The sequence below is a fragment of the Blastocatellia bacterium genome, assembly GCA_025054955.1.
Taxonomy (GTDB): Bacteria; Acidobacteriota; Blastocatellia; order HR10; family J050; genus JANWZE01.
This window is the reverse complement of the sequence record JANWZE010000024.1, coordinates 1-7075: the sequence shown is the minus strand read 5'-3', so window position 1 is coordinate 7075 and position 7075 is coordinate 1. Positions and strand designations below refer to the sequence as shown.

5 protein-coding genes are annotated in these 7075 nt (G+C 52.2%); all 5 read left to right on the top strand.

Annotated elements, in window-relative coordinates; genetic code table 11:
• Window positions 1–1374, top strand: a 1374-nt coding sequence (locus NZ823_02240; protein ID MCS6803946.1) for a hypothetical protein, incomplete at its 5' end; no start/stop codon positions are given.
• Window positions 1375–1393: 19 nt separating this feature from the next.
• Entirely contained in the window at window positions 1394–2383 is a 990-nt protein-coding gene (locus tag NZ823_02235) for a hypothetical protein (GenBank protein ID MCS6803945.1), read from the top strand.
• A gap of 163 nt (window positions 2384–2546) precedes the next feature.
• The gene (locus NZ823_02230; GenBank protein MCS6803944.1) at window positions 2547–4574 is read left to right on the top strand and encodes a hypothetical protein; all 2028 of its coding nucleotides are present in this window, start codon (window positions 2547–2549) and stop codon (window positions 4572–4574) included.
• Between the two features lie 25 nt (window positions 4575–4599).
• Window positions 4600–5802 carry a hypothetical protein gene (locus tag NZ823_02225; GenBank protein ID MCS6803943.1) on the top strand — a complete coding sequence of 401 codons (1203 nt, stop codon included), beginning with the start codon at window positions 4600–4602 and terminating at the stop codon, window positions 5800–5802.
• A gap of 146 nt (window positions 5803–5948) precedes the next feature.
• Window positions 5949–6950 (top strand): hypothetical protein, encoded by a 1002-nt coding sequence (locus tag NZ823_02220; protein ID MCS6803942.1) that lies wholly within the window; start codon window positions 5949–5951, stop codon window positions 6948–6950.
• Window positions 6951–7075 lie beyond the last annotated feature (125 nt).

The window sequence follows — 7075 nt, the reverse complement described above, 5'->3', positions numbered from 1 at the left end:
CATCGTATGGATGTTACCCCGGTGTTGGTTGATACAGTGCCGTGTTGTCCTGGGGTGTGTTGCCGGACGGAGTTTATTCCTCAAGGTGAACGCAGAACATTCGTCTTCACGCTCAATCCCGTTGACGCGACGGTTCCGGAGGGGACGCGCGAGTTGCAATGTGAGGCGCGGATTGGTGATTGGCCTTGCGTGCTGCCGCCAGTGGAAACTCAAGCCGTCCGTGCAATGAGGCGCCCGCTCCTTGTCCGTCGCCCCGCACCGCAGGTGCATGTTAGCATCACCCCGTTTGTAGGCGTTTGCGAGGATGGATCGTTCAATGCGAGAATACAGGTCATGGGCGCTCCAAGCGCTACGGCCAACCTCACATTGCAGAAAATCTCCGGCAGCATGGGTGAGGCGCGATTTGCTGCCAATAACATGACGACGTTGAACCATGTGACCGTAACCAGTGCAGGGACAACAGTAGCAATCCGAGGAATGACCCAAAGCGATTTGCCCGACAACATGCAGTTGACGGCCACGCTGACATCTGGTCAACAAGCGTCCTCGGAACGTTTCAGTGTGGAAGTGCTCGATGTTAACGTCTGCGCTGATGTGGTTCGGACAAAGGTGTATCCTTCAGAGGTGAATGGAATATTCACATTACGGGTAACCAGAGCTGGCGGACAGCAGCCCATCGTACTGGTGGATCGGCAGACGCGGGCGGGCGGCGCGAGTTACCAAGACGGACTCAGCATTGATAATGCGAATAGCTATCCGGCGGGCACTTATCTAGCACTCGAAGCCGTGTGGAATGTTGGCGGTGTTGAGTGCCGAAATCAATTCACGCGATTCCCCATGCCGTTTACGGTGTTGGAAAGCTATCTCATTACTTGTTACATCCGAGCACTAGAATCGGAGTATCCGGCGCAACAAGTTAATACCTGTACATCAAGAGTAGATCCGTGTAGGTACACATCCAATTTGTTCCGACGAGCGTTTTTGGATACGGTTATCTTGAATGGGCGTGGAAGAACGCTTGATGGACATATCATCCAACCTGATGGTATTTGCAATAACGCACCAGCCAATTGCCCTTCTTACCGAGGGCGAGTATTTAGATTTCCTTCGGACGGAAGGACAAGTTGTGGTGTTGTACCGCAAGCTGGAATTACTCTGGCGCGCATGTGTCAAAACCCGCAGTTTCGCGAATGCGGTGACAGAGTTTGCCTCCTTGCACGGGATGTACTTCCCATCGGGACCGAATATCGAGTCGAAGACGCTGGATGTAATAACCGGCAAACACAATTCGACCGGTTTATGGGGGATGGCACGCAGATTTGTCCGGGAAACTGGCCGAATCCCACGGCGAGAGTGATCCGGTTGGGTCGTTAAACAAAGTGAGGAGACAGTGATGCGAGCATATATCACAGTAGCCATGATGTTGAGTGTATTAGCGTCATTAGCGCAAGAGAAAGAGAAGCTTGCGCAAGAAATATTCATGAAAGAAAAGGAAATCTTTCTGAGGCAAGGGCCGGCTCAGGTAGTCCAGCTCACTCATGATGGGAAGCCAAAATATAATGTTCAATTAAGCCCGGAAAAACAGTGGGTGGTCTACCACGGAGAGCCAACCCAGGAGTCGCCGGCAGTCGTTCAGTTTCTCTTTGGGGTAATTGATCTGAAGGATTTTACAAAGAAAGAAATTCGTTTCCATGTTCTGAAGGGCGCTAGGATTGAGAAAGTGGAATGGGTCAATGCATATAGGATTGGAGTAATGGCCTCAATTGAGGGTCGAAACTCTTATTACGCGATCTTTGATGCCCAGCAAGGAAGGGAGATTGATTATGTTTTAGGTCGAATACCTAGTGTCTCGCCCGACAGGTCAAAGATTGCTTATCTAGCCATAGTACCGCGCAACTTTCCGCCAGAATTATCCTCTGATTTTATTTGCAGTGTGGATTTGTCCCTCAGTGATGCTCAGATACAACAGCAAATACACCAGCCGCAAGCTACCTATCCGGAACGAGCCATCAAGGAGCCCTTCTCCAATCTGGATGAGCGGCATTTTGTTCGGTCCAACTTGGCGTGGTCACAGGACAGTCGTTCAATTGCCTTCGTCGAGCAGCACCAGGGCGCGTTCTGGGTGACGATCTTGGATGTGGAATCGGCCAGAGGGCGTATCAAAGTGCACAACATCAGGAAACTTCAACTGGCGAAGGCAGAGCAGTTGCAACTCCGTGATGAGGCGCAGGTCACTTGGGGAGGGCCTGATACACTCGTGGTGAGCGGGACGAAGTGGGTGTGGGATCAAGGCATGAATCAATACCGGGAGGGGTCGAAGGTACAGTGGCGGATTGATCTGACGAAAGGTGTGGTGTTGGCGGCAGAACCAGAACAGCGTTGAGCAGAATAAAGATGGGACCGACCGAGTCGCGAACAAACAGTGATGAATCTGGCCGGCTAGTAAGGAGCCGACCTGCCATTGTTTGTACCAGGCCGAATCGGAACTTGAAGCTGTACGGGCAGGAACTGGCTGTCGCATCGGGGATTGAGCGCGTCTTCTTCGATTGGTTCAGACACACAAACCGCATCAAGCCCAGCTCGACGTTGCATCGGGGATCGAGCGCGTCTTCTTCGATTGGGGCCGTCTGACGTTCACGCCGTTTCCCATCCCCTTGCGGCCGTATCCGCGGCGGATACAGGATCGGCTGATTCTGTTCGATGTGGAGACGACGGCGGATACAGTGGTGCTGGATGCGCCGCTGGTGGAGCCGCGGATCAGCAACATACAATGGAGTGTTCCGGATGTGGACGTGACCAATGGTCCACAGCAGGCGACACTGTGGGTGAGCGTGCAGATACCCAATAGACCGGAGGCGCAAGAGTTGGATGTGATCGTCAAAGCTGAGCGTGATACTGATCCAAGTCGGACTACGCTCAACACGCAAGCGCCACGGGTGCTGCACTCGTTGCCGACGCGGATCAATCCGGGGCAAACGCGGACGATTGGGTTGACGGTGGCTGGGATTAACTTGAGCACAGGGGTGGAAGGGTTGCTGGCTTATGATGTGACGTTCTCGTTGGATTTTGGCAACCATTTTCTGACGTGTCCCACTGACTCAAACTTTCCACGTTCGTTCCCAGGCGATGTGCTGGTGATCCGCCGCAGTGCACAGAAAACCGCACGCATCAGAAGCACCACGTTCAACCCAACAACAACAAATCCTGGCGGAAGCTCGGCGCTGACGGTGACGGTTGAGACTGAGAACGTCACAAGCCAGGATTTTCTTCAGGTATATGTTGAGTTGAGTCTGCCATCGGTAGGATGTGGTTTGTTGACAGCCGTTGCGCCTGGGGAATCGAATCCGCAGGGGAAGCTCGGCAGTAGTAGTGGCCTGATTGAGTTTCGGTTTACGATCATTGTGCCGGCAGGCTGTAGTGTTCCAACCGGGACGGCGACATGGAAAGCTGATCTTGTGAATCTGCCGTCGAACATCACCAAGTTACGTCCCGTGCAGGACAGTGCTGTGCTCAGCATCCAACCTGGTCAACTGGCCAGCTACATCAAGCCGCGCGTGGTTTCGTTAGCTGTTGGGCAGAGCAAGCCACTGACGCCCGAAGATCAACATTGCCAACCGATGCAGCAGTTCCCTCAAGGCACGACGTTTGTCACAAGGACGCTGGCGACACCTCCAGCAGATGGAGGTAGTATTGCAACAGTGAGCACAACAGGTCTAATCACGGCACGCTCAAGAGGGGTTGTCAACGTTGACGTCACACTGCCAGGCACACAGTACCCATTGAATTGCTCAATACAAGGATGCAGACCCGAAGACAAACCACTGATCCAAGTAGGGCCGATGACTATCTACTTACGTTTTCCGAGTGATACAATTCAATACATGATGGGTCGCTTTCCGAGACAAGGGTTGGGACTTAGCGCGACTGAAGTTGAACAAGTGAAGGAGAAAGCACGTCGGCACCTAGCTCAACTCTTCGAGGAAGTCGGCGCCAATGTCACTGTGACCACCGACCAACCTCGGGGCTTCCGGGAGGGGGCGCCAGATGATGGGGTAGTTACAATAGACGTTGTCGCCAAAAAGAACGCTGATGGCACGTTCGAAAGAACTAGGACATGGAATGACCCTCCGTCAGGGCCTACGGAGCAAGGCCGGGCTCCGGTTAACGAGCTCAACTGGATTGATGGTGGGTTTGGGATTGATGCTGTTGGCCCTGAGGATGGAGTTTTTATCAATCGCCTTGGGTTAATTAATGACCGTGGCCACAGAGCCACGCTTGACGAGATCGGTTACGGGATAGCGAATATAGCCGCTCACGAGGTGGGTCACACATTGGGTATGGTTCCCAACGCCACATCGGATGACCTGCGAACGCAGAAGAAAGATGAGCGATTTGCAAATATCAGCTTTGATGGAGATGGTAATTATCACGCGGGGCAAGAAAATGAAAACATCATGCAAACTAATACTAGCCGGGTAGGCCAGCAGCCTCGTTACTTGACAAACACGATGCATTTTAGGACGGGTGCAAGTAAAGACGAGGGCTACCTTCAAACGGTATTACCACGGCCTTAGGATTGAGGCAGTAACAGGGAGGGAAATGGAAATGAAGCAAAGGCTCATTTCAATGCTTGTGGTTTCCGTGCTCTTGCTGGGATTTACAGAATCTAGATCGAATTCCCTGCAAGTCTGGCGCAATTGGAGAGTTCAACCAAACGGGTTGAATCTGGGCCTAGGCGCACCACTACCAGTGACACTTTCACTAGTTGGAAGTCAATCACGGCCGACTATTTGGGATTTATGCCGCTACATGCCTGTCATCGTAGTTGGACAGGTCATGGAGTGCCTTGTGCCCAAAGATGTTCAGGTTTACTCATGGGATTCATCTAGGATTACAGGCGTTCAGATTTTACACCTCCAAGTTGAGGAGGTATTAAAAGGCATGCCAATGGTGTTTCAGGCAGCTAATTTGGAAGCTGTGGTGATTCCATCAGTGGTTGAATACGGAACCCTTGCCTCAGGTGTAACTAATCGTCAACTTTTCGAGGAGTATCGCAAAACGGGTGAGCTCCCGGCCTTTCCCTTTAAGCGAATGGAGAAGTATCCAGAAATCCCACTCCGCCGACCGACAGTATTCTTCCTGAGGCGGCTCGACCTAGATAACCCTCGATTGGAGTGGGCAGGGTTGAAAGAATATTATGGGGCAAAAACGTTGTGGCATTACATTCGATCACATCCAGTCAGCCCCGACCAACGTGAAGTGAAACTGGTTAAACAATACCTCGAGATTTCCCAGATCAAGGATCGAGATCGTCGAGATCATGAAGAGTTGAAATTCTCTTTGAACTTGCTTCGTGATAGAGCAACGCCAATTGAAATGGCGGCGGATGCTGCGTTGTTCTTTGGAGTCCTTCGCGTTGATTCCAAGACCGATAAGAGCATAGCTCTAGGTAATCGCCTTACTCAAAGCGAGATTGATGAATTATCCGAGATTGCAACGGATCCGGGTCGGGATGAAAAGATGCGTGTTCCACTCTTAGGTGTGCTTCTCGGCGATATGTACCAATTTGGTGGTCGAGTAGTCAGGTTAGCACCGTTTCTCCAAATGATTCAGAATAGTTCGGAGGGTTTGTCTATTCGGCTCTTTGTCATTCGGTTGCTAGAAGGACTGAGTCACGCAGAAGTGCGGAATGGGTTCAGGGCGATATTAGCTACAGAACCGAAGACTGAGGCGGACCGACAGGTGTGGGAGCGTCTGCGACAATCACCTCTGCTGGCACCGAAGAAGAAGAGTGCCCTGTGATTGCGAACAACAGTATGGGTTATATCAAGCTCAGATGTGCATTTTGTACTGGCGTGATTCTGTTACTCACCGTGAATCTGTCAGCCCGAGAGAGGGAGTATCGGTTAAGAAATTGGGCCTGGTGGGTTCATGACACGGCGAACTCTATGGTCATTGATGTGCCGGTTGTTGCCGTTGGTGAGGTGGTGAGCACGAGGGAAGCGGCTGGGATCAAAGTCAGAAGCTCGCCGCTTATGTATCGCACAGACCACTCCCGAATTATGACGATTCGGATAGCGTCGGTGCTGAAAGGAAAAGGATTGGTCGTACCCGGCTCCATCGTTGAAGCGTTGGTGTTTCCACAGGGTGGAGGATGCGCAAAGGTAGAAGAGGCCAGAGACATACCTCCCTCGAGCTTTGAGGAAGCCCATGAAGCTAACAACCAAGGCGAGGCGTGGTCTGATGGGCTCTATCCGAAGATCGCACTGAACGAGCCACAGATTTTCTTTTTGGACAGGGTGCGTGCGCGTGATCCGAGAGAGGATGAGAGCACCGGCGTGACAGAAGTGACCGGGATCACGAGATACCACGTAGGAAAGAACTTCTACGTATACGCATGGTCGTTGGAAGCCGAGCCATTACTTGTTTCAGCAGTCACTCGGTATGCGGAGATCAACCGTATCAGAGATGCGGAGCGCCGGGGAGAAGAGTTGTTAGCATTTTCCCTGTCGCTAATTGAAGACTCGCAGATGCCGGAAAGGCTGCTGACTGGCGTTACCGTTGACTTCGGTACACTGTTGTCCTGGGAAAAGCCGGGGTTCAAGTGGCTGACGGAAAGCCGGGTGGAAAAACTCATCGCGGTGGCCGTGGAGCGATCCAGGCCGAGTTCTGTTCGATCCTGGATAAGCAAGATTCTGGAAACGGCCCACAAATACGACGGCTGCAGAATCAGAGTGGAGCCTTTCCTAGAGGCGATTAGCGACACCCTTGACGATGGGAACGTGCGGCATGGGTTTGTCTATTTTTTAGAGCAACTGAATACACCGGAAGTGCGGGAAGGGTTCAAGAAGATTTTGCAACGGGAGCCAACCGATCAATACGAGGCAGAACTCTGGGAGCGAATAAAGCGGTCAAAGATTCTCAAGGATGAGGGGCCGCAGCAGGAGTAGTGTTAGTGAGAAGATGCTCGGAGCCGCGTAGTCACCGGCGTAAATTGGTTGATAGCCTAGAGCGATTTGTGAATGAGTTTGCCCTGGGAACGCCCGCTTCCAGCGTGGATTCGCCCGCAGATGTG